At 41.0% G+C, this 1,257-nt stretch carries 2 protein-coding genes; both read left to right on the top strand.

Annotated features, from left to right (window positions below; all coding sequences use genetic code 11):
- Positions 1-336 (top strand): phosphopantetheine-binding protein (locus tag F6K52_RS16330; RefSeq protein WP_293079382.1); only part of this gene is annotated, 336 nt, incomplete at its 5' end.
- Positions 333-1,257: condensation domain-containing protein (locus F6K52_RS16325; RefSeq protein ID WP_293079380.1), on the top strand; the 925-nt coding region annotated here is incomplete at its 3' end. The genes F6K52_RS16330 and F6K52_RS16325, both read left to right, overlap by 4 nt.

The raw sequence follows: 1,257 nt of genomic DNA, 5'->3' as shown, positions 1-1,257 counted from the left end.
AATTTGGGTCGTTCAACTCAAGAAAGGGTAAAGCCTAGGAATGAGATAGAGCGTCAAATTGCTCAAATCTGGCAGGAACTGCTTGGGGTGTCCCAGGTGGGTATCTATGATAATTTCTTTGAGTTGGGGGGCAATTCTCTTTTGGCTACTCAGGTGATTTCTCGCTTGCGTCAGGCTTTTGAGATGGAACTGACTTTACAGCGTTTATTTGAGTCACCATTTATTGCTGGCATAGCTAAAAATCTTGAAGTGCTGCGTCAGCTTGCCCAAGACAAGACTGCATTAATTTCTGAAATTTCTAAAACAGATGAAGAATATGAGGAGGAATTGTTATGAAAACAGTTGATTTTGTGTCTTACCTGCAAAATTTAGGTGTAAAACTTTGGATAGATAAAGATAAACTTGGCTATCGTTCTCCTAAAGGAGTAATGACAGCAGATCTAAAACAGGATCTAGTGGAGCGTAAAACAGAAATTTTAGAGTTTCTTCGAGAAGTACAAACAAGCCAAGAATCTGTGGCTAGTTCTATTCAAGCAATTTCTAGGGAAGAGGCAATACCCTTATCCTATGCACAACAAAGGCTATGGTTTATTGAAAAAATGGCCTTGAGTAGCAATGCCTACAATATGCCATTAACCCTACATCTAGTAGGGAAATTGGACTATGTAGCCCTACAAAAAAGTCTGAACCAAATTATCGCTCGCCATGAAACCCTGAGAACCACCTTCAGTGAAATCAACGGCACACCATTACAAATAATTAAACCCTCTTTTGAACTAGAACTACCCAAAAAAGACCTAAGTGAGTTAACACCATCAGAAGCTACCAGTAAACTCCAACAACTACTCCAACAAGAAAATGAACTTTCATTTAATCTGGAAGTAGACCCCCCCATACGGGCTCAGTTGTTTCAACTAGGAACAACAGAACACATACTGCAAATCATATTACATCACATAGCTTCCGATGGCTGGTCACTGACAGTATTAGCCAAAGAACTCTCGGCTATTTACACTGCTACACTGGAAGACCAACCATCCCCATTACCAGAGCTACCCATACAATATGCCGACTTTGCAGTGTGGCAAAGGAACTTCTTACAAGGTGAAACCCTCTCTAGCCAACTCAACTATTGGAAGCAAAAGCTCCTTGACTTACCTCAACTACAACTACCCACAGACCATCCCCGACCCCCAGTTCAAACTTTTAATGGAGCAGGTATACCGATAAACATACCAGCAGCACTAACATCAAAAG

It is taken from the genome of Moorena sp. SIO3H5, assembly GCF_010692395.1.
GTDB lineage: Bacteria > Cyanobacteriota > Cyanobacteriia > Cyanobacteriales > Coleofasciculaceae > Moorena.
This window is presented reverse-complemented; position numbering and strand designations above follow the sequence as displayed.